This is a genomic window from Sphingomonas canadensis (assembly GCF_026013525.1).
Taxonomy (GTDB): Bacteria; Pseudomonadota; Alphaproteobacteria; order Sphingomonadales; family Sphingomonadaceae; genus Sphingomonas; species Sphingomonas canadensis.
The window spans coordinates 107,566-127,380 of record NZ_JAPDRA010000010.1; the positions used below are offsets into that span (position 1 = coordinate 107,566).

The window sequence follows — 19,815 nt, forward strand, 5'->3', positions numbered from 1 at the left end:
GTCAGCCTCCGAAGGTGATGTATTCGCCGCCGTAGGTCAGCAGCTCGCCGCCCAGCGCAGCAAAGGGTGCGGCCGTGGTGCCCGCGAGCACGCCCGTGGTCACCGGCCCCAGCACCAGCCGCTCGCTGATCCCGATCGCGTACCGGTACTGGACCGATGCGACATAGGGCAGGCCCGCGCCGACGCTCGTATAGACGAAGCGCGTCGTGGTCGGCGGCATCACCGCCGCGATCTCCCAGTCGGCCGGATCGACCGGCGCCGCCTCGCCCTGGTAGATCGAGAACACTACGCCCGTCGGCACGCCGTCCGGGACCGCGCCCTCGAACACCAGCGCCGGGATCGCGCTGCCGTCGCCCTCGATCGTGGCACCGTCGACGGTCCACTCGCCCGCTTCGGGCGGGCTCAGCTCGAACTCCGGAAGATCGGTCACCGGCGCGGCCGTGCCCGTCTGCGCCAGCGCCCAGGCATGCTTCGAATCCGTCTCGGTGCGCAGCGTCAGCACGATCGACGCCGCCTCGGCGTCCAGCCGCCGGCGCAGCACCAGCACCTTCTTGCCCGCCAGCCAGCCAAAGAACGGCTCATTGGCGACCTGCAGGCAATCGCCCGCCCGGAAACCCATCCAGCGCAGCCTCAGCGGCAGCACGATCGGCCCCGCCTCGCGCCCGCGCGCCAGATGATATGCCGCGACCTGCGCCGCCTGCGCCGGCTGCTCGCCGGCCGGGCACTGCACCAGCGGCATGTCCAGCTCGCGCGTGCGCTCGCCGCCGTCCTCCGCGATCCAGTCCTCGTTCTTGACCAGGCTGGCCGGCACGATCTCCCAGAAATGATCCTCGCTGCGATAGCGCGGCACGATCCCGTTCAGCCGGTCGCGCCGCGGCTGCGACGTCGCGATCGAGCATTCGCCGATGACGTCCGCCGAGGTGATCGTGGCAAGCGCCACCCGCGGCTGCTCGACGATGCACGAAAGCAGCGCGCCCTGGCGCACGGGCTCGCCGCCGCCTGCCTGGCACAGCGCCTTCAGCACCTCCCACTTGCCGTCGCGGCTCGTCACCTGGCCGCCGGCAACCCAGCCGTTGTAATCGGCCACCGCCGCCGCATCGGCGAACGACGCGCGATCGATCGCGGAGATGTTCATCCCCACCCCGCCGACGCGGACATCGTCCGGCCCCTGGTGCCAGCCGATGGCATAGGTCGCCGCCAGGTCGAACGGGTTCTCGGTATAGGCCCAGGTCGTTTCGTCGTCCCAGCGCTGCGTTCCGCTGCCGCCGTCGAACGTCGAATCGTCGCGCGCCGAATAGCCCTTCACGCCCTCCATCAGCCGCGCCATCGCCGGGATCTGCGTGAAGGTGTTCTCGCCCTTTCCGTCGAATTCGAACGTGTCCATCACGGCCGCGTAGCCGGACAGCTTGTGCGCGCTCGACCATCCGGGCGGCGTGCCGATCCCCGTCGAAAGCTGCGAAGCCTCCGGGCACGCGCCGAGCTGGAAATCGCTCCACAGCCGCCCGTTGAGCTCGCCCGTGGCGGCCGCGCCGCTATAGGACACCGCCTTCTTGTCGGCATAGGTCGCGGCGATCGCGTTCACCGGCCCGCAGCCCGAGAGCACGGTGACGATCGTGTCGTATTTGTTGTTCTTCCCGTGCGACTTCTTGTAGCGCAGATCTCCGCCCACCAGCGTGCGGCCGAACACGATCGGCACGCCGGCGTTGATGTCCGCGCGCCACTGCGTCTGCTGGCCCTGGACGGACGGGCCCGACGCCGTCATCGCCGCGGCGAAGTTGACGCCCAGCACCAGCGCCGACGCCGCGACCGCTCCGATGCCAGTAGCGGCCAGCAGCGACGTTCCCCCCGTCGGAATCGCCGCGGCGACCGCGAGCACGAAGCCCGCGATCTTCAGCGCCTTGGACATCAGCCGAATTCCCCCAGCCGCCACGCGGCCAGCCGCACATTGGCGCGCACGATCGCGCACCGCTCGCCGGCGGCAGGATGCTCGCTCCACATCAGCGCGGCGCCGTTGTTGAGCATCACGCCGAATGCCCCAAACGGCGGCTCGCCCGGCACCTCGATCAGGTCGCCCAGGATCGCGTCCGCCGGCGCGATCCGGCGCAGCCCGCGCGCGTCGAGCACCGCCGCCCCGCTGCCGCCGTTGCGGCGCAGGAACTTCGCCAGCCCCAGCTTCGAACGCCACTGCCCGGCATGGCCGACGGCACCGCCGTGGCCCATCTGCTGCAGGTGGAACACCATCATCTTGCCACAGTCGGCAAAATGATAATCCAGCTCGGCGCCGAGGAACCGGTTGCAGGTCACCAGCGTGCGGTCGCGCCGCTCGAACAGCGGGAGCCGCGTCATGACCAGGGCTCGCTCAGCGCCCAGTCGCCACCCCCGCCGGTGCCCGATCCGGTCGAGGTGCCGCCCGTCGTGGCGGACGAGTTGGGTTTCCCCTTCATCCCCCAATAGTCGTAATCGGTGATTCCGGTGACGTGCGCGAACCCCAGCTCGTCGGGCCACACGCGCTCGTGGAACGATTGCGCCATTCGGATGCCCTCGTCCTCGAAATACAGCCCCTCCATCCCGCCGACGCACGTCAGGTCCACCATCAGCTTGCCCGGTCCGGTGCGGTGCAGCGGCACGTCGATCTCGCCGGCAAACAGCAGATAGGGCTCGCCGATCACCTCGCCGGTCGCGTCGTTGCGCGCGCCGACCTCCAGCCGCACCTGCGAACCCTGCACTGCCGGATCGCTCAGCTCCGCGGCCGCGGCATCGCTTGCCGGGAACAGCGTGAGCGGCAACGAAGGGGCCTCGTCTCCGGTCCCGTCCTCGAAATCCTCCAGGCCCCAGCCGGTCACCAGGTCCGCGACCTCGCCCGCCCACACATGCTCGCCGATCTGAAGCTCGGCCGCACCGTCCAGCAGCCGCAGCGTCTCATCCGGCAGCGCGATCGTCAGCGCCGCGAAGACGGTGACGTTGTCGCCGGCAAGCGCGGCGTCCAGCGCCGGATGCAGCGCGGTCACTCAACGCTCCTCAATCGCGAACGAAAGGCCCACGGTCCGCGCCAGCTCCAGCGTCCACGAGAATTCGTCGCCGGTCAGCCAGCCCTCGATCGCCGGGTTCTTCAGCTCGACGCTCTCGCCGCCCGCCAGCACCGCGCGCAGCGGCGTGGTGAGCGCGATCGTGCCGTCGCCCGATGCGTCCAGGATCGTCTGCGCCGCCGCGAAATGCAGATAGGTCCGGCCGGATCGCACCACGTTGAGCGCCTGGCCCTCGCGGATCGCATAATTCGCCGCGGCGCCGGTGATCGGCAGCGACATGCCGCCGCTCACCGCCCCGTCCACCGTGGGAGCGCCCGGCGCGCCCACATTGAACTCCACCTGCGGATACAGCACACGCGCGCCCTGCTGCTTCGCCTGCTGCAGCCGGGCGATCCAGCGCCGCCCGTCCGGCTCGATCTCCTCGGGCGGCGCCACATATTCGATGCCGAAGCGCGTCCCCACGCGCCCCACGCGCGCGGTCGGCCCCGGGCCAGACGGGCGCTGCATCACGCCCCAGTCGATCAGGCGCACCGGAGCGGCCTGGCATTTCAGCGCGGTCAGGTCGATCATCGCCGGCGCAGGCTCCGCTGCGCGGCGCGGATGCTGTCACGCCGCACCGTCGTCACCGCCCCGGTCTGCGCAGCATCGCTCATCGCCTGGACCTGTGCCCAGAACTCGGAGACGGTCATCACGCCGTTGTTGTTGAATATCTGCGTCAGGTTGCGCCCGCCGCCCGGCCCGCCGCGATCGTTCGCCGGGGTGACGTGCAGCCGTTCGGTATCGCTCACCCAGGCGCGTGGCTGGCCGTTGATGCTCAGCAGGTTGCGATCGGTGCCGGGCAAGCCGCCAACGTCGAACGAGCCGCCGCTGGCGAGGCCTGGGGCGATACCGCCTCCGCCACCCCCGCCGAGAATGCTGAAGATGCCCGGAATCATCTTGCCGAGCCCCGCGCCAATGCTAGATAGCCCACCGCCGCCCCCGCCCCCGGGCAGCAGCGCCTCCGCCAGCGGCTTGATCAGCGTCTGCTGGATCATGATCCGGATCAGGTCCGCCACGATTTGCTTCGCCACCTGCGAGAACGCCTCGCCCAGTGACTTGGAACCCATGATCGCCTCGGTGATCCCGTCGTTCAGCGACCGCAGCCCGTCGACGGCGATGTTCTCATACGCCTCGTTGAGCTCCCCGGCGTCCTTGATCATCCCGTCGATGTAGGTTTCGAGCGGGCCCATCGTCTGACGCTCGACCGTGGCCGACTTGCGCTTGTACTCGGCGTCGAGCGCGGCGAGCTTGGCGCGGGCGATATTCTTTTCGGTCTTGGTGCTTTCCTCTTTGGCGATCACCGCTTCCAGCGCGGCGCGGGCCATCTTCTTTTCCTGGTCCAGGATCTCCAGGCTGATCCGGCGCCGCTCGCGCTGCGTGCGCGCCTGGTCGAGCTGGTCGCGCAGAGCGTCCATCTGGATTTCCATAGCGGCGCGCTTCATCGCCAGGTCCTGGTCGATCAGTTCGGCCTGCTGCGCCTGCGCCTGTTTGGCCAGGAACGGGCTGAGCCCACTGCCTACCAGCAGTTCGTCCCCGCCCTCAGCGCCATAGCGCTTCTTCAGCAGGTCGATCAGCGCGGTCTTCTGCTCTTCCGTATAGTTCTTCTCGTTCAGGATCTGGCGCTTGCGCTCCTCGAACTCCATCAGGTTGAGGTCCGCCTGGAGTGCCGCCCGCTCTTCAAGGTCGGTCGTGATCGCGAGCTGATCCTGGAGCTGTTCGCGCCGGAATGCCTCCATCTGCGTTTCGAAACGCTGCCGAGCCTCCTCGGCCTCGCGTGCGGCGCGTTCGGCGTCTTTGTCGCTTTTGGGCTTTCGCTCGGTTTCTGGATTGCGAAAGACGGCGGAGAGCTTTCCTGTTTCCAGGGTTTTCCTGATCTCGTCTGCCGTGATGCCTTTGTAGCGAGATTCAGTCGCAGCAACGAGCGCGTCGCGGTAGTCCTGCGCCGTGATATTCAGCGAGGCGAGATCTTTATCGGTAAATCGATCGAGTACCGCGCTGGCATCCTTGCGCCCCGCAAGCACGGCTTCGACCGTGCCGCGCACATGGTTCCGCAGCCGGTTCGCATCACGCATGACAGTGGCGTCACCACCCTCTGCAAACCACGGCGCGATCATCATTGTTGTCAGGGAAGGGCCCACTCCGCGGGCGAACTTCATCGCCTCGTCCCTCTTCTGGAGGGATTCGTTGCGCAACTGCAGCTCGGTCAGCTTGATGTTCAGCAGCAGCAGGTCGTTCATCTTCTTCAGCTTGCCGCTGTTGAGATCGAACATCTGCCCCAGCACAGCCTGCGCATCGCTGAGGCCGTCGCTGGCGAGCGCCATCTTCTTGGTGGCGGTCTCCCCCTCGAAGAGCTTCGCGACGAACGGTGCGAGCGCCACGGTCGCCGTAGTGAGCGCCAGGCCCCATGGCCCGCCCAGGAACCGCGCGAAGGCGGAAGTTCCGCCCGAAGCCATCTGGATAGCCTGCGCCACATGCCCTGCCTGCGACGCGAATATCTGCATCGGCCGTGCGCCCATCGCGTACATCGTGGCGATATCGTTGAGCTGGAAGCTAAGCTGCTGCATGCCCATGCGCGACTGCGTGTTGGCCTGCGTGACCCGGTTGATCGACCCGATCTGTTGCTCGTACCGGGCGCGCAGTTGCTCGGTCTTAACCCTGTGCTCTTCGATCCCTATCGCCTGGGTCTTGAACCCAGCCGTTCCCCGCTTCAGCGCATTGTCGAGCAACTGCTGCTCGTTGTTGAACTTCGCCGTCGCCGCCGCGGCGGGGTCCAGCTCGCTCAATAGGCGCCGCAACGCGCCGCGCGAGCTTTCGATTGAGCTCAGAAAGCTGCTGCTCTCGCCCGCGATATAGGTGGTGAGATTGGCGATCGTCGCCATCAGCTGATCCGGCCCTGCTGGCGCAGCGAACGCACCGCCGCTGCGCTCAATCCGCGCTGCCCGGCTTTCAACCGCCCCGCGATCTTGGCCCGTTCGGCCTCGATCCCGTCGCGCAGCGTGTCTGCCGCGGCCGAGACCATCCCGTCCTTCATCTGCTCATAGATCGCGCTCGCCCAGGGCTGCTTGTGCTGCTTGCCCGAACGGTCGGTCCAGCCGAATTCGAGCATATAGGCCCAGAAGGCGTCGCCCGTGGTCACCTTGAACACGATGGCGTTTTCCTTCTTCGGCCGGACGGCGCCGACGCGGATATTCTCGGTCAGATGGCCGTAATAGGCCGATCGCTTCTCGCCGGACGCCAGCGTCCACGTCTTTTCGCGCGCGCCCGGGCGGAACGGCGCGCCTCGCGCCCAGGCATCCTGCAGAACGTCGGCACCAGCTCGGATCGCCTGCTTTCCGATGCGCGTCGCCACGGCTTCGCCGAGCTGCGCCAGCGCTGCGTCCAGCTCGCGCAGGCCCACCATGGCAATTCCCATCTGCATCGCGCCCTCCGAACGGCAAAAGGGCCGCCCCGGCGGGACGGCCCTGTAATTTTCAACGTGGCGCGGCCGTGCCGCGCGGAATCAGGTGGCGGAAACCGGCTTCCGCTGCTCTCCCGGCTCTATCGGCCGCTCGATCGTGATTTCCGGCAGGCCGGCCGCGATGATTCCGGCCAGCCGGTCGGCGCAGACCGACAGGATCGCCCGCGCCTGCTTGGGCGAGGTCGCGTCGCTCTCATCGGAGAGCTGGTTGACCATCCACTGCATCGCGTTCAGCAGATCCTCCAGCTCCTGGTACAGCTGCTCGTCCAGAAAATAGCCCTCTGCGCCGACTTCCGGCCATTGGCCCACCCAGCTCAGGTCCGTCATCGCCCGGCTCCGGTACGCTCGACGCGAATGGCGCCGGACACCGCCGGAATCCCGTCGATCGCGCGCCCGAGCTGGCGCCCGAGCACCAGGAACAGCGCGCCCAGGTCTTCCCGGGGCGTTTCCGGGGCGTGGTGCGCCTCCTCCGCGCCCTCGGGGCACGTCAGCGTCGCGAGCGCCGCCAGCGACCGGCGGAGCAGGTGCAGTTCGAACATGCCGGCGTCGGAAAGCGCATAATGCGCTTCCAGCACCGGATCGGCATGGATATGGGGTCGGGCAGCCTGTGGCACGGGGACCTCCGTGTGATGGGTTAGGGCCGTGGCGAGGGTGCAACCTTGCCATGGCCCGCTTTTTCTGCCAGCACAAACGCGCAATGTCAATTAGTGCTGGCATAAAAAAGAGAGGACGCCCGCCTACCGGCAAGGGCACTCAGATTGGCGTCCGCCTTCAGGGCGCAGACCTTAGCGCTGTGGACCATTGGAGGGCGACGCAGCCGGACCTCCCGTCGCGCGCCGAGGCAATCCGCCGGCTGGTGCGTCAGGCGCTCGAAACGGATTGAACTCCCGCACGTCAGCTTCGGTATCGTTCCTGAAGTCGTAGGAATTCAGAAACGCGGTGAAATCCGTCTCGTAATCCATTCCTTCGCACGCGGCGATAAGCCCGATCATGAACCGCTGAACATAGGGCTCGTCGTACACCAGCGGAATCGTGCCGGGCAAATAGACCCGCCCGTCCACCACGAAGAACATCTCGTCTCCGGTATAGCCGCCGAACCGGTTCTTGGCGTTGACCTTGCCGATGATCATCTTCGGCCGTGTGCAACTCCTGACTTCCGAGAACCTGGCAGAATCCGGGTCATCCAAGTGCTTTCTCACCTCGGATTTCGCAGTCTCGACCGCCGCGTCGCACGCCGGCAGCACCACAAGCGCCAGAAGAGCAGCGGTCTGTCGGGCGCGGGTCACCGGATCGCCACCAATATGCCGACGATCAACACCGATAGGATCACCGTTCCGATCACGATTTCCCAGGGCCGGATTTGCTCGTTGGCGGCGTCTGGCGCATCCTCAGAATCGATTGAACGGCAGAATTCGCCGCGTCTGGCATCCCACCGGCGAACGCCGACCTCGCCCGCTACGCTGAGCCAGAGCTGATAGGTGCCTTGCGGACCCATCACGGCGCGCCCGTCCGTGATTTTCGCCTTCGCCACCAGCGGCGCATGTAGGTCCGCAAGAACATGCAACAGGCCCTGCTCGTCCGAGCCTGAACGTAGGTATCCCGCCTTGTGGCCGTCGAGATGCACGGCCACGGCATATTCGTCATGCTCGTTATAGGGCTCCGGCCGCAGCTCCGCCGCGATCTCGATATCCACGCCATCCTCGTATCGCTCGCCGATCAGCAGATGATACGGGTCCTGACGCCAATATTCGCCGACAACCTCGACATTGAAATCGTCGCCCTCGTCGAGAAACCAAATGCCCTCGACATGGCACCAATCCGGCGGAAGCCGGTAAATTCCCTTCCCTGGCAGAACCATCGACTCGCCGTCTCCCCCATTGCATAGGGAATTCTATAGCGAATCGTTGGAGGCGCGAATGCTGATCGTCATCGCCTTGCTATCCGTCTTGCAGACGGCGCCCGCTACCTTGAACAAGAAAGTCGAAGTGGAAGGTCATACCTATCGCGTCTACGTCCGAAACGGCGAGGTCAAGGTGTTCAATAAAAGCATGTTCGTGGCCATCGGCAAGGGGCGCACTGTCGATCGGCGCCGAGAGATGCGCGAGGCGGTGCGCATCGCCACCGGATGCGAGCTGGTCGATGAGTTCTGGCGGGAGCACATCCTTGCCGGTGAGCTGGATTGTTCTGCCGTCCCTACCTCCCGCTGACCTTCGCGCCCGTGAGCGCGGCGAAGATCTTCGCGTTATGCCATTCGATGTCGGCCGCGTTGGGCGGCTGGCGCTTGGGCTGGCCCATCACCTCGTCCATGCTGGGGTGGCCGCCCGGGAATTCGAACCGGCCCAGCGCCGATGTCATCCAGGCGGACCATCCGCGCCGGCGCCGGTAGGCCCGCACCGTCATCATCGTCGTGCGCGGCGTTTCGCGCCGGAACGATTGCGTGCTGCCCCCGGCCTCCAGATAGCCGGAAAGCACCTTCAGCCAGCTCCAGCCTTCGCCTTTTTCGCCTTCGCGCCCCGGCCCTCCCGCCGGGCCTTGGCTTCCCCCGGGTCGGGCGCCTCCTCGCCCGGCTCGCTCGTCGCCACCGATCCCCAGAACGCCTGCGACAGCGCCCGGCTGAACTCCGGATCGGGGTTTTCGGCCAGCTTCTGGCAATCCTCGATCGAAAGCTCGGGATGGTTGCGCCGCGTGGCACCCCAGATGATCGCGCGCATCATCGAAACCGGCGCCAGCCGCCTGCGCTGCGCCAGCCGCCATATCGTGGCGACGATATCCAGGTAATTGCGGTCGAGCACGTCCTCGACCAGCATCCAGGCCTCATTGTCCATCACCAGATGGAAATGCTTGCCGTCGAGCTGGCACGTCGCCTCGCCCATCAAGCCCACCGCCATGTCGGTTCCCCTCTGGCCGCGATCAGGCGTCGGCCGGCGTCACGCCGCCCGATCCCTGGAAGGTCAGGATGGCCTCCTGCTGGCCTTCGAGCGCCTGGTCCTGAACCTGATAGTTGGTCAGGATCGCTTCGCCGTCCAGCATCCGGTTGCCGCTGCCGCCCGGGAACACGCGGCGATAGGCGCGCGGCTCCTTGTCGGTATAGGCATCGAGCAGCAGCAGATCGGTCGCCGAGCCCGAGTCATACTGGATGCGCACGGTGAACGTGCCCGGCTCCGGCAGCGCCTCGGCCTTGTAGGTGTGCCCGCCCGTCGTCTTGTGGTTCGACGTGCGATAGGTGCCGCGCGTGGGGTTCGGGAATGCGGCGCTGAGTACGCCGTCGATCTCGGTCAGCGTGCCGGCGGAATCGGCCAGCCAGAACTCGCCGCCGAAATTGGGCTGGGAACTCATGGGAATCTACTCCTGGTGTTTCGCCGGTCAGGCGACGATGGGTTGATGATTGAACCGGACCCTTCGCAGCACGCGATAGATCTCCAGCCCGTCCACAAGCGACTTGTCCTCGATGCCGGCAGCGAGCATTCCGGGATGAAACCGCACGCCCGCCACATCGGCGTAGGGAACCCGCTCCATTTCGGTCAGCGCGGCCCGCGCCAGCGCCATCGCCGCGTCGGGATCGAGCGCATAGGCCTCCAGGTCCACGATCGCGGTGTCGAATCCGGTCGGCCCGCGATGCGTCCAGCCGCGGCCCATATGCACCGTGCCCAGCACCAGCGCCGGCAGCACGTCGCTCCAGGCCTTCACCTCGCCCGGCCGTTCCCGTTCGAACCAGCCGATGCGGTCCCCGGCAAGCGCGGCGACGGGCGCCGCGCCGGTCATGCGCAGCAGCAGCGCCTCGTTCATGCCGTCACCCCTTCGCCGCGATCGCGGTGAATTCGAGCTCGAAGTTGCGGCCGTTGACCGGCGTGATCGCGGTCACGTTCCACGCCTGGCCGTCCATCAGGATCCGGCAGTCGGTTTCGCGCAGCGCGCGCAGCGCGGCCGATGAGAGCACCCGGAACGTGGCCGCCGCGCTCGCGCCCTCGGCAGCCGCATTGCGGCGCTCCTCGGCACGGCCGTAGCTGACGGCCGCCCAGGCCATCTGCACATGCTGCCATTCCGCCGGCACCTTGGGGCCGAGCGGACTCTTCACATGATGCGCGCGCTGGAACTCGATCCGCCGATTGCGTGCGCCGGCCGGAAGCATCTATCCCGCCCCCCGGCCCGTGCTGGTGACGTGCTCGCTGCCCTCTTCGAACACAGGCCCCACCCTCACCCCGCCGGACACCATCTGGTCCGCGCGGGTGAAACGGATCGTCTGCATCAGAGCGCGACGCCGCTCGCCTGAATGTCGATGTTGAGCACGGTCGTGGACGTGGCCATGCCCAGGAACGTGGCGTATTCGCCCGATCCCACATCGGCGACCGGACACGTGCCGCCCGGCGTGTCGGACAGGTAATAGCCCACGCCCGCGGTCAGCGTGCCGCCGATCGTCACGGGACCGCTCAGTGCGATCGCCACCGGCTGGCCATTCGCGCCGCCGTTGAGCGCGATGCCGCGCGGCACCCGCGCCGCGGCCGTCGCCGAATTGCTGTCCGCCAGCAGATAGCGGCCGGTCGCGGCGTCCTTGTAGACCCACTGGCCCGCGGTGATCGTGGTCCCCGCCGTGCCATGCTCCACGCGCGCCCCGGCGCCGGCCACCACACTGGTGGCCGTGATCGAAATATCGGACATGAAAATTCTCCTCGAATGAACTCGTCGGCGCCGCTCAGATCACGGGCAGCCGGAACGGCGCGCACAGCGGCCGGTAACCAAGCGGCAGTTCCACCGCGTTGTTCTGCGAGCTGGTGGCGCTCACCGCCTCGCGATTGAGATACAGGTGGCCCAGCATCAGCTTCGCTGCCGCGATCAGCGGCGCCGGAGCTTCGCCCGCGGCGAAACCGGCATTGCAGGTCACGACGATGTCGCCGTTTGAGACCGGCCACGACTTGCCCGCGGCCGGAGCAAGCCTTCCACCCGCCAGCACACGCCATTCCCCGTCGGAAAGCGGCGTGGCGACTCCGTCGCGGTCGGCATATTCAACCGCCGTCACCGTGATCGTGGCATAGGGGCCAAAGGGCAGCCGCAGCGCCCATGCGCACCGCGGAAAGCCTGAAAAGACGATCGACAGATCCTCGCGCGGCCCAAGAAACAGGCCGCAATGGCGCTCCACCGAATCGATCGCAGCATCGCGCAGCACCGCGATCAGCGCGTCCTCTTCCTCGGTATCGACGCGCAGATGCGCGCGCGCCTCCGCCAGCGAGATCAGCGCTTCGCCATAACCGTCAGGCATCGCCTGCGGTACGATGTGAAAACCCATCGTGCCCGCTCAGCCTCTCAGTTTCGAAAGGAGCGGATAAAGATCGCATTGAACAGCGGAGCCGTCCGAGTTGACCAGTGTCAACATGCCCTCACCGTCAACGTGCAGTTGTTCGACGCGCGGGCCTGGTGGACCGCGATCGCCGCGATCGCCCTTTTCGCCTCGGCTTCCGCGTTCGCCGCGTTGAGCGAGTAGCCGCCAGCCTTCACCCGGACACACGCCCGGCTCATTGCGGATTGCGACGAACGATGCGCCGTTGAGCGCAACGACGTCGTTGAGCTCGTAAGATATGTCGGGTTGCCAGAGGCCGAGCGCCTTAAATCCGCGGCCGGGCGCGCCTTCCGCGCCGCGTTCAGCAAGGCAAACCCAGTCGTCGCCTGGCGGCTCCTGTGCGGTGTCGCACCTCGCCTGCCAGCTCGCTCCCGCATGCGTCCTGACATCGCCCTCATGGTGTACGCCCGGCGTCCACGCGCGAACGGCGGGAAGCTTTCCGTCCTTTCCGTCGACGCCGTCGCGACCGGCCGGGCCAGGCTCCAAAGGAACGCGGTATCGGTATTCGATATCGCCCACGCTGAAGCTGAGGATCAGGTCTCCGTCGTCGCGATCGACCTGAACGTGCTCGAGGTCACGCCCATCGCGCCCGTCCTTGCCGTCCCGGCCGGCCGGGCCGGGTTGGCCCGGCGCGGGCGGGTTGGCGGCCAGCCAGGTGCGCACGGCAGCTTCGAGCGCTTCGTCGCTGACCGGTTCGCCGTCCTTGCCGTCCCGGCCGGCCGGGCCGGGTTGGCCCGGCGCGGGCGGGTTGGCGGCCAGCCAGGTGCGCACGGCAGCTTCGAGCGCTTCGTCGCTGACCGGTTCGCCGTCCTTGCCGTCCCGGCCGGCCGGGCCGGGTTGGCCCGGCGCGGGCGGGTTGGCGGCCAGCCAGGTGCGCACGGCAGCTTCGAGCGCTTCGTCGCTGACCGGTTCACCGTCCTTGCCGTCGCGCCCGGCCGGGCCGGGTTCGCCGTCACGCACCTGCGCGACGCGATCCGCCAGCCGCTGCTCGAGCAGCGTCAGCCTAAGCTCGCGCTCGGCATTGATCCGACCGATGTCGGAGAGCGCCGCGTCGATCCGCAGCTTTGTCTCCCGCTCGATCTGTCCAGCCACGGCGCCGAGCTCCTCGGCGAGCAGCTCAAATGGAGACTTGGATTCGGGCACGGGCGGCTCGGAATGCTTCGAGCATTCGCGCATTGTCATTCGCCGGCGGCTCCTCGTCTATCGGGTCGGCCGCCGGAGCGGCTGGCGTGGGCGTACTGTCAGGCTGCAGCTCGCTCCCGTAGCTGAGCGGCACAACCTGCTGCTGCACACGTGGCATTGCGCCATGACCGCCCGGCACGATCGGAAGATCGATTTCATTTCGAGCCTCATCGGGCGCAAAAATGCCGCCAATCACGCCGTCCTTCAGTGCCGCGATCATGTCCTTGAACGCGCTTCGCAACAGCGCCTTGGTGTCGAATTCCAGATACTCGTCGGGCATTCCGGCGAGCCCGAACAGCTGGCCGAACGCTTCCTCGACGTGGTTGAGCGCAAACCCGAGCCCGCTCGCGATCCACGACTGCATCAGCAGCTCGGTCGACGCGAACGTCGTCCCGCCGAGCCCCAGAACCTGCAGCGGCATCCGAAAGGCCAGCGCGACGTTCTGGTCGGTCATCTTCAGCAGTTCGGCAAGATCCGCGTCCTTGGCGCTGCCGGTAACGGGCTTTGCCTTGAGGCCCGCCGTCAGAATGGGCGTGCGCCCGGCGTTCTCTCCCTGAGTCTGCATGTCCCAGATCTCGCGAAGCTCGGTCACCTGCGCGCGGTCTAGCTTCTCGTCCGTCTCGAGCATGAACGACGGGCGCGCCTGGTTCAGGTAATATGCCACCTGCTGGCTGAGCGCCGCGCCCGCCATTGCGCGGTCCAGCACCGTCGCCAGTATCGGGCTCTCGCCTTTCAGCGGGTGCCGCGGCGTGTGTAGGCGCACGTGCAGCACATCGCGTGCCGGGATCGGCAACGACATATCGAAACGCCGCTCGAGCACTTCATTGCCGGCCAGATAATAGAAGATTGATCCGTCGCCAGCGATCAGGGGCTGGCCGTGCCGCATCAGGTGCAGCTCGGCGATCTCGCCGCGATTATTGCGAATCGCGACGCCGAAGGTCTCACCTTTCTCGTACAGCCTCCGCCCGAGGTTAAGCACCAGGTCGGAAATCGTCTGATAGTTGTTCGGGCGCTTCATGATCCGCGTTAGAGCGGAGTTCACGACGCGCTCGCGCCCGCCATCGGCCTTCTTGCGCCAATGGCTGCCCGGGCACATTGCCATCGTCTGCGAATAGGCGGAGACGCAGGCCTCCACCATCGCCCCGCCGTCGCCATAGGGCTGCAGCGAATGGCCTGCCTGCCACCAGTTCGACAGTCGTCCCGCCGCGGCCGAAAGCCAGCCGTCACCAAGCAAATACGGGCCTGTTCGGTACTGGCCTTCAGCAGCCTTTGCGCGCCGCGGCGCGATGGCGCGCCCGATCAGCGCCAGCGCACTAGCCATCCGCCTTCAGCCCGGAACGTACCAAGGCAGCAGCGACCATTAGCATCGCACCGCCGGTCACAAAAGCCCAGCCCGCACCCGCGAGCAGATAGACGCCCGCGATCGTCGCGCACATCGATGACAGGAACAGCGCTAACACAAGCAGGGTCGCGGGGCCGGCGGGCACTATTTCTTCGCCTTCGCCTTCTCGGCCGCGGCGGCCTTCGCCTTCTCAACGGCTATCGCGCCGGCAGCGCGAAGCGCTTCCGCATCGTCGACGCCGATCGACCACGGCACGCCGCCGCGCATCGCCACGGCGGTGCCGTCGGCGTGGCGCAGCACCCCGTCCTCGTCGGGCGCAACGTCGTTCGGATCGGCCGTTCGACCGTCCTCGAGCTTGTACCAGGTCTCGCGCATCAGCAGGCTCCTTGGTGGAAACGGGGCGGCCGGGGCCGCCCCGCCCGATCAGTCTTCGACGGTGATGTGGAATGCGCCGGTCTTGGTGTTGCCGCCCTGGGCCACCACAAGCTTGACGCGGTCTCGTCCCAGCGCGATCGGCGCGGTCACCGCCGTGCCACCCGAAGCATAAAGCGCCGCGACGCCCGCCGTGCTGTGCGATGCGGCGCGCGGGAAGCAGTGCTTCGTCGCGTTGACGTTGGACTCGGTCCACAGCGTCAGGCCGGTATTCTCGGACGTGATCGTGAAGTCGACGCCATCGTCGAAGTAGCCCGATCCCGGCTTCACATACTGGATCGAGTGCAGCTTGCCGGAGATATAGGGCGAATACGCCGTGGCATCGCCCGACGCATCCGTGGTGGCGGTCACCACATGGGTTCGAACGGTCATGGGATAATCCTTCGTGTCAGATTGCAGGGATAGGGACCGGAGTCCCTCGCCCGGGGGCTCACCAGCTCGTGCCGTCGATCCACTGCACCATGCCGGTGCGGCGCATCGTCCAACTGACGTCCATCAGCATGCGGACACCCACGCTCGCGGTCTGCCAGAGCGACCGGACCGGATCGGCCGCGGTCGGGCCGGTGCCGCTCACGATCTCGAGCGGCGAGGTATCCTCCATGTGGATCGTCGCCTGCTCGGAGACGTCGAACTCCGGATCGCCGCCTGCGCCCGCGAAGTCGGAAACGCGCAGCGCGATCAGCCGGTTGGCAGTGACGTTCGTCGATTCGATGATCGTCACGCGCTCCTTGACGCGCTGGAACCAGTTCGGATCGCCGACCGGGCCCTCCATCAGCGACAGATTCAGACCCTGGGCCGAATTCATCAGCACCACGATATTGTCGGCGCCGTTCGCGGCGAAGAACGGTGCCAGCAGCGCCTTGAAGTCCTGGCGCACCGCCTGATAGTCGCCGCCCGCAAAGCCGGTCGCGGCCGCGCCGATGCCATAGAGCAGGCCGGCGGGGCGGACCGCGCTCGACGCGGTAGCGTCCAGCAGCAGCGGATCGAGCGTCGCTCCGGTATCTTCCAGGATTGCCTGGCGCACGATGCCCTCGATCGCGGGTGTGCTGCGCTTCGCCAGTTCCTTCGTGAAGGGCACGATCACGCCCATCTTCTTCGGCGTCAGCGTCGCGGCCGCCGTGGTGATCCGGCCGACGCGGATCGGCGAACCCTCGCCGACAAAGCCGCCGCCGGCACCGCCGGCATTGCGCCGCGGCAGCGTGATCGATCCGAAGCGGTCGAACATCATCGGCATGCTGCGGTCGACCAGCTCGGGCCAGATCGAATGGCCGACAAGCGCGTTCAGGAAACCGACATAGGCGGTCTGCACCAGCTCGGATGCCCAGCCGGCGGTGCCGGTCGTGCCCACGGTCTGGTCCGCCTTGGCAATGATCCCCACGGCCTCGTGACCCGGATAACGCTGCTCCAGCGCCTGGTCGAGGGTCATTTCGCCAAAGTGCGAGACGCCGCGAACGACCATCGCACGCACCAGAAGGTCCATGCCGTCTTTTTCGGAATGGCCCAGCGGCCGGCGCGGCTGCGCATGCGTGCGCTGCTGGCCGCCCTGGCTGCCCGCGCCATTGGCGCCGGGTGCAACGATCGCCGCTCCGATTTTCGCCTCGGATGCCTTCAGCGCTGCCAGGCTGCGCTCCTGCGTGTCGATCTGCGTGTTGAGCTCCTCGATCGCGTCGAGGTCGAGCGACTCCGCCGCCGTCAGTTCGGCCAGCTTGTCGCGCTTGATGTTCAGATCCTGCTGCGCATTCTCGATGCGCTGCGAAAGCGTCAGGTTCATCGTCTTTGTCCTGTGGGTTTGGTGGAGGTCGGGGGCGTTCCCGCCCGCTTGAGACGTGGTTGCCGGGCACGGGTCGGCATGCTCGCCAAAGGCCAGGCCGATCGTCTCGGCAGAAAGATTGAGCGACTTCGCAACGGCCAGCGCCGCCGGATTCGCGGGCACCGACACGAGCGAGGTTTCGAGCAGCTCCTGCTCGAGGAACTTGGTGCCGCGGTACGGCTTCTCTGGATCCATTGGCTCGGACTTGCGCGGAATGAACCCGACGGAGACAGCGCGGAGCACGCCCTGCTCGACCAAGCTGATCAGTTCGTCGATCCGCGCGCTCGTCCCGCGTGCGGCGAGGTTGAGCCGGCCGATTAGCTTGCCGCCCTCGACGCGGACATTGGACCACGTGCCGATCGGGAAGCTCGCATTGTGACCGAACAGCGCAATGGGGTTCTTCTTGAACCAGCGCAGGTCCCAGCCCTTGGGGTCGACGGTGTCGCCGTATCGATCGAGCGTCGCGTCCGACAGCACGAAGTCGAGCCCGGCCCCGCCATCGCTGGTGACCTTGCAAATCAGCATGTTCTTGAAACCTCTCGGCTGTCAGGCAATCATCGCGCCCACGTCGACGGCAGCCTCGCTCCCCGCCATCGCCACGCCCAGTGCGCAGATCAGCGCGACCGGATTGTCGATTTTCAGATGCTTCTGCCCTTCGGGCTTTCGCGGAAACACATTCTCGTTGGCGTCGGTGCGCGCCACGACGTTCGATATCTCCCACTCCATCACCGGGCAGCCGCCATGGCGGATGCGGTTGGAGCGGGAGAGCGAGTCGAGCTCCTTCATCGGCGCGCTCAAATTCGCGGTGCTCATGCGATATTCGAGCACCGGCACGCCCCGTTTTTGGAGCGAGAGCGCGAACTGCGTCATCTCCCACGGATCATATGCCACCTGTTCGATGGCGAACCGGCTGGATGCCTGATCGATGGCCAGCCCCAGCTCGTCGTAATCGGTGACGTTGCCGTCGGTGACGTCCAGCAGCCCCAGCGCGTCCCACGCCTGATAGTGCGGAACTTCGGCCACCAGGTCGCTCGGCACGAAATAGCGTCCGATCCGGATGTACGGATCGTCCGCCGTCGCCTTTTCCCCGATCGGCGGGAAAAGATACTCCAGCGCCGTGATATCGTTGTTCGACGCGCCGTCGATCGACAGCAGGCACCGCCGCCCCTGCAGCTCGGGCAGCAGCAGCGCCTCGGCGGCACGCATCGGGATCCCGGAATCGCGGCAGCGGCGCCACGCCTCGACGTCGAAGAACGCGGCCCGCGCCGAAACCCACAGGTTCAGGTGCTTGGTCTTGAAGACCCCGGCCTTGCGCGGCACGGCGATCGCGTCGCGCTGCCGCGCCTTCAGGAAGTCGCCGTCGACCGACACCCCATAGTTGGGGTTGGCCTTGCGGAGCGCCTGCTCCGATTTCCAGTCGTCTCCCTCGTCGATCGTGTATTCGACGAAGAACACCTCGTCGTCGATCGGCGGCCCGCCGTTGTGGCCGATCCCGGCGAGCTTCTTCCGCTCGTCCAGGATGTCCGCGTAACAAGGGCCGGCCAGGTTGTCGCCCGCCGTGGTGATCTTCACCTGCAGGGGCTGCTCGCGCGCGCCCATGCCGGTCTGCATCGTGTCGACCTGGCCGTCGTCGGGATGCTCGTGATATTCGTCGTGGATCGAGCAGCTCGGGCTCTGCCCGTCGCCCGGATCCCCGATGATCGTCTCGAACTTGCTGGCGTCGGCCACCCGCGTCAGCGACTTGGCGTTCACCTCGACGCCGAACTTGGCGAGCAGCGCGGGCGTGCGAAACGCCATCAGCCGCGCCGGGCCGAACACCTCCCACGCCTGCTTTTCGTTCGTGGCGCCCGAATAGACCTCGGCGCCGAACTCGCCGTCGGCGCAGAACATGTAGAGGCCGATGCCCGCGGCGATCGCCGACTTGCCGTTCTTGCGCGGCACGACAATGAACAGCACCCGGAACCGGCGCAGCCCCGTCGCCTTGCGCAGCCACCCGAAGGTGCAGCACAGGATCCAGATCTGCCACGGCTCCAGCCGGATCGTTTCTTTCTTCCGGGCCCACTTGCCCTTCGAGTGCGGCAGCCGCTCGATGAACTTGCAGACGCGCGCCGCCTTCGCGGTGTCGAACCGGAACGGAAAATCCTTGCGCTTCGCCGCCTTCAGCTCGTCCAGGAACCGGCGGCATTGCAGGCGGATCGATTGCCCCGCCGGGATCCGCCCCTTTACGACGTCGCCGGCATACCCCCGCGCGATCGCCGCATAGTCCCGCTCCTCCACATCAGCTCAGGCCAGGCGCTCGGGTGCCGACCTTCTGGTTGGTGTCCTCCCACACGAATTCACCGAACTCGCCGACGGGAAAATGTCCCCCGCAATGGCAGCAGAAAGTGCCCGAGTAGAATTCGGGCTGGCGCGCATAGGTCTCGGCCAGCGCCCGCCCCATGTTGGTGGTCGTGCCGCACTTCGTATGGAGATACGTGTGCCGCACCGGCTCGACGAAACCCTTGGCCCGCTCCTCGGCGCTCAGCACCACATAGCCGGCCTGCTGGCCATCGGCGCGCAGCGTCCTGTGGCTACCGTCGGCCGGCACCGGTGAGCCGTCCGTCAGCGTCGTTCGTTCGGCACCCATGCGGGCATCTCCTGTCCTCAGAAATCGTCGAAGGCGCCGGGATCGGCCTTGTGCCCCGAAGCCAGCCGCATCGCGGCCGAGGGATTGAGCATCAGCTCGCCCAGCAACGACTGCGCCTGGCGCATCGCGTCCGAAAGCATCGTCACCTCCGGCCGCGCCCGCACCATCCGCGTGATGACGGCGCGCCCTGCGACCGTGCGGATGGTCTCGGTCGAATAGGTGTCGCCCTCGATCTCCAGCACGGCCTTCAGCCGCTGGATCTGCGCCAGGCGCTGCGCGAGCAGCGCGACGTGCTCGGCGAAATGCGGGCTCGCCCGCTTCTGCTCTTCGAGCATTCGCGCGATCGAACCGAACATCAGCTGTTCCAGGTCCGTCAGATGCAGGGGCGCGATCATCGGCCCCAGCGGCACGTCCTCGCCGATGGCGAGCTGGCGATCCTGCCGATCGGTGCCGGCGAGCAGCTTCAGCGCCGGATCCTTGCGCTTCCGCCCGGCCCCGGGCCGCGGACCTCCGCTACCCATCGCCCGCCTCACTTTTTAGTTTTTGATTTTGCCCACGTAAAAATTGAC

Annotated in this window: 27 protein-coding genes; 1 reads left to right on the top strand and 26 read right to left on the bottom strand. The window is 67.0% G+C overall.

What is annotated here, in order from left to right:
• Position 1: 1 nt before the first annotated feature.
• The 10 genes from OM513_RS17245 to OM513_RS17290 all read right to left on the bottom strand — a co-directional run bounded on the left by OM513_RS17245 (position 2) and on the right by OM513_RS17290 (position 8,380).
• A complete protein-coding gene (locus OM513_RS17245) occupies positions 2 to 1,906 on the bottom strand; it encodes a phage tail protein (protein ID WP_264945924.1) in 1,905 nt (634 codons plus the stop codon).
• Positions 1,906 to 2,346: a DUF6950 family protein gene (locus OM513_RS17250; RefSeq protein ID WP_264945926.1), complete on the bottom strand. Its 441-nt coding sequence runs from the start codon at positions 2,344 to 2,346 to the stop codon at positions 1,906 to 1,908. The genes OM513_RS17245 and OM513_RS17250 overlap by 1 nt, the downstream gene beginning before the upstream one ends.
• Entirely contained in the window at positions 2,343 to 3,008 is a 666-nt protein-coding gene (locus OM513_RS17255; RefSeq protein ID WP_264945928.1) for a hypothetical protein, read from the bottom strand. The genes OM513_RS17250 and OM513_RS17255 overlap by 4 nt, the downstream gene beginning before the upstream one ends.
• Entirely contained in the window at positions 3,009 to 3,596 is a 588-nt protein-coding gene (locus OM513_RS17260; protein WP_264945929.1) for a hypothetical protein, read from the bottom strand.
• Entirely contained in the window at positions 3,593 to 5,944 is a 2,352-nt protein-coding gene (locus OM513_RS17265; RefSeq protein ID WP_264945930.1) for a phage tail length tape measure family protein, read from the bottom strand. The genes OM513_RS17260 and OM513_RS17265 overlap by 4 nt, the downstream gene beginning before the upstream one ends.
• Positions 5,944 to 6,483: an HK97-gp10 family putative phage morphogenesis protein gene (locus tag OM513_RS17270; protein WP_264945931.1), complete on the bottom strand. Its 540-nt coding sequence runs from the start codon at positions 6,481 to 6,483 to the stop codon at positions 5,944 to 5,946. Before OM513_RS17270 ends, OM513_RS17265 begins: the two co-directional genes overlap by 1 nt.
• A gap of 81 nt (positions 6,484 to 6,564) precedes the next feature.
• Positions 6,565 to 6,849 carry a hypothetical protein gene (locus OM513_RS17275; RefSeq protein ID WP_264945933.1) on the bottom strand — a complete coding sequence of 95 codons (285 nt, stop codon included), beginning with the start codon at positions 6,847 to 6,849 and terminating at the stop codon, positions 6,565 to 6,567.
• Positions 6,846 to 7,136, bottom strand: coding sequence for an XAC0095 family protein (locus tag OM513_RS17280; RefSeq protein ID WP_264945934.1), 291 nt, complete (start codon positions 7,134 to 7,136; stop codon positions 6,846 to 6,848). The genes OM513_RS17275 and OM513_RS17280 overlap by 4 nt, the downstream gene beginning before the upstream one ends.
• A 171-nt stretch (positions 7,137 to 7,307) precedes the next feature.
• Positions 7,308 to 7,808, bottom strand: a complete 501-nt coding sequence (locus OM513_RS17285) for a hypothetical protein (protein WP_264945935.1) — start codon at positions 7,806 to 7,808, stop codon at positions 7,308 to 7,310.
• Positions 7,805 to 8,380 carry a hypothetical protein gene (locus tag OM513_RS17290; protein WP_264945936.1) on the bottom strand — a complete coding sequence of 192 codons (576 nt, stop codon included), beginning with the start codon at positions 8,378 to 8,380 and terminating at the stop codon, positions 7,805 to 7,807. Before OM513_RS17290 ends, OM513_RS17285 begins: the two co-directional genes overlap by 4 nt.
• Before the next feature lie 58 nt (positions 8,381 to 8,438).
• On the opposite strand from OM513_RS17290, the gene OM513_RS17295 reads away from it, so the two are divergent.
• The gene (locus OM513_RS17295) at positions 8,439 to 8,729 is read left to right on the top strand and encodes a hypothetical protein (protein WP_264945938.1); all 291 of its coding nucleotides are present in this window, start codon (positions 8,439 to 8,441) and stop codon (positions 8,727 to 8,729) included.
• On the opposite strand, the gene OM513_RS17300 is transcribed toward OM513_RS17295, so the two are convergent.
• The 16 genes from OM513_RS17300 to OM513_RS17375 all read right to left on the bottom strand — a co-directional run bounded on the left by OM513_RS17300 (position 8,716) and on the right by OM513_RS17375 (position 19,767).
• A complete protein-coding gene (locus tag OM513_RS17300) occupies positions 8,716 to 8,994 on the bottom strand; it encodes a hypothetical protein (protein ID WP_264945939.1) in 279 nt (92 codons plus the stop codon). The genes OM513_RS17295 and OM513_RS17300 overlap by 14 nt on opposite strands.
• A 2-nt stretch (positions 8,995 to 8,996) precedes the next feature.
• Entirely contained in the window at positions 8,997 to 9,410 is a 414-nt protein-coding gene (locus OM513_RS17305) for a hypothetical protein (protein WP_264945941.1), read from the bottom strand.
• A 22-nt stretch (positions 9,411 to 9,432) separates the two neighbouring features.
• A complete protein-coding gene (locus OM513_RS17310) occupies positions 9,433 to 9,858 on the bottom strand; it encodes a phage tail protein (RefSeq protein WP_264945942.1) in 426 nt (141 codons plus the stop codon).
• A 27-nt stretch (positions 9,859 to 9,885) separates the two neighbouring features.
• Complete coding sequence (locus OM513_RS17315; protein ID WP_264945943.1) at positions 9,886 to 10,308, bottom strand: hypothetical protein; 423 nt, start codon at positions 10,306 to 10,308, stop codon at positions 9,886 to 9,888.
• Positions 10,309 to 10,312: 4 nt separating this feature from the next.
• On the bottom strand, positions 10,313 to 10,651 hold the full coding sequence (locus OM513_RS17320) for a head-tail adaptor protein (protein ID WP_264945945.1): 339 nt from the start codon (positions 10,649 to 10,651) through the stop codon (positions 10,313 to 10,315).
• Positions 10,652 to 10,767: 116 nt separating this feature from the next.
• On the bottom strand, positions 10,768 to 11,178 hold the full coding sequence (locus OM513_RS17325; protein WP_264945947.1) for a hypothetical protein: 411 nt from the start codon (positions 11,176 to 11,178) through the stop codon (positions 10,768 to 10,770).
• A gap of 34 nt (positions 11,179 to 11,212) precedes the next feature.
• Positions 11,213 to 11,776, bottom strand: a complete 564-nt coding sequence (locus OM513_RS17330; protein ID WP_264945948.1) for a head-tail connector protein — start codon at positions 11,774 to 11,776, stop codon at positions 11,213 to 11,215.
• A gap of 36 nt (positions 11,777 to 11,812) precedes the next feature.
• Positions 11,813 to 13,036: a hypothetical protein gene (locus OM513_RS17335; protein WP_264945949.1), complete on the bottom strand. Its 1,224-nt coding sequence runs from the start codon at positions 13,034 to 13,036 to the stop codon at positions 11,813 to 11,815.
• On the bottom strand, positions 12,972 to 14,357 hold the full coding sequence (locus tag OM513_RS17340) for a phage portal protein (RefSeq protein WP_264945950.1): 1,386 nt from the start codon (positions 14,355 to 14,357) through the stop codon (positions 12,972 to 12,974). Before OM513_RS17340 ends, OM513_RS17335 begins: the two co-directional genes overlap by 65 nt.
• On the bottom strand, positions 14,350 to 14,523 hold the full coding sequence (locus OM513_RS17345) for a hypothetical protein (RefSeq protein ID WP_264945951.1): 174 nt from the start codon (positions 14,521 to 14,523) through the stop codon (positions 14,350 to 14,352). The genes OM513_RS17340 and OM513_RS17345 overlap by 8 nt, the downstream gene beginning before the upstream one ends.
• Positions 14,523 to 14,753 (bottom strand): hypothetical protein, encoded by a 231-nt coding sequence (locus OM513_RS17350; RefSeq protein ID WP_264945952.1) that lies wholly within the window; start codon positions 14,751 to 14,753, stop codon positions 14,523 to 14,525. The genes OM513_RS17345 and OM513_RS17350 overlap by 1 nt, the downstream gene beginning before the upstream one ends.
• Before the next feature lie 48 nt (positions 14,754 to 14,801).
• Entirely contained in the window at positions 14,802 to 15,182 is a 381-nt protein-coding gene (locus OM513_RS17355; RefSeq protein ID WP_264945953.1) for a hypothetical protein, read from the bottom strand.
• Between the two features lie 58 nt (positions 15,183 to 15,240).
• Positions 15,241 to 17,145 (bottom strand): phage major capsid protein, encoded by a 1,905-nt coding sequence (locus tag OM513_RS17360; RefSeq protein ID WP_264945954.1) that lies wholly within the window; start codon positions 17,143 to 17,145, stop codon positions 15,241 to 15,243.
• Between the two features lie 21 nt (positions 17,146 to 17,166).
• Positions 17,167 to 18,897, bottom strand: a complete 1,731-nt coding sequence (locus OM513_RS17365; protein WP_264945955.1) for a terminase large subunit — start codon at positions 18,895 to 18,897, stop codon at positions 17,167 to 17,169.
• A 1-nt stretch (position 18,898) separates the two neighbouring features.
• Positions 18,899 to 19,246 carry a hypothetical protein gene (locus OM513_RS17370; RefSeq protein WP_264945956.1) on the bottom strand — a complete coding sequence of 116 codons (348 nt, stop codon included), beginning with the start codon at positions 19,244 to 19,246 and terminating at the stop codon, positions 18,899 to 18,901.
• Between the two features lie 17 nt (positions 19,247 to 19,263).
• Positions 19,264 to 19,767, bottom strand: a complete 504-nt coding sequence (locus tag OM513_RS17375; protein WP_264945957.1) for a P27 family phage terminase small subunit — start codon at positions 19,765 to 19,767, stop codon at positions 19,264 to 19,266.
• Positions 19,768 to 19,815 lie beyond the last annotated feature (48 nt).